Raw genomic sequence first — 986 nt, forward strand, 5'->3', positions numbered from 1 at the left:
CCCAGAGCCGCCGCACCGCGGCCCGTGAGCCGGCCGGCGCCGTCCGGCCACACGGTCACCACCACCCACACCACCCCGATCAGGCACAGCAGGCCCGCGGCGGACACCTCGAACATCGGCAGTGGCCAGCGCGATGCGATCTCCGGGGCGAAGTCGTTGGCCACGGACGGCTCGGTCTCGGCGCCGCCCAGCACGGCCAGGAGGAAGCGGTGCCAGAACAGCAGTGCCAGGAGAGCGGAGATGCCGGCCATCGCGGCCAGGTGGGCGATCAGTGTGCCGACCACGGCGCGGTCGGAGCGGTGGCGCCAGGTGGTGATGACGACGACGAGGGCGACCAGCACCGCCGCGACACCCGCGATGAGCGTGTAGTCCAGGGCGGCCCATCCGAGGTAGCCGCCGATCGTCACGACCAGCGGCCACGTGGGTCGGCCGCCGTCGGTGCCCCGCGTCACCGCGGCGGCGCGTGCGCAGAGCAGGAAGGTCGCCACCACGACCTGCGGGAGGAGGCAGATGAGGATCCACGAGTAGGGCTCGTAGGCGTTGGTGTGTCCCCCCACGACCGCGGTGACCAGACCGAACAGCACGGCGAGCCGGGTCGGCACCAGCCAGCGCCAGGCGACGAAGGCGATCGCGCCCGCGATCGCCATGGTGGCGATCGCATAGGGCTTGTAGAACTCCCAGCCCTCGATCCCGGTCAGGGCGGCCAGTCGCCCGCCCACCCAGAACCACTGCGGCGGGTAGAAGGGCGCGGCGTCGGCGAAGAAGGGGTCGGCGAGCGCGGGGGAGTCGGCGAAGCGGGTCACGTACGCGACGCGGTTGAGCTGGTCGCCGCCGAGGCCGAAGAGGTAGTGCGGCGTCCCGGTCAGCAGCAGGCCGAGGTGGGAGGAGGCGAGAAACGCGGGGCCGGCGGTCCCGAGGAGCCACAGGCCGCGATCGCCGGTACCGCGGCCGGTCCCTCGGCCCCGGCGCCCCCCGCGCAGCAGGAG

General features: G+C 73.5%; 1 protein-coding gene. It reads right to left on the reverse strand.

Features of this window, described 5'->3' with window-relative positions:
* A partial coding sequence (locus IY392_RS00365) for an arabinofuranosyltransferase (RefSeq protein ID WP_194860237.1) occupies window positions 1–986 on the reverse strand: 986 nt, incomplete at both ends.

The organism is Dietzia sp. SYD-A1 (assembly GCF_015356725.1).
In the GTDB taxonomy this organism is placed as follows: domain Bacteria; phylum Actinomycetota; class Actinomycetes; order Mycobacteriales; family Mycobacteriaceae; genus Dietzia.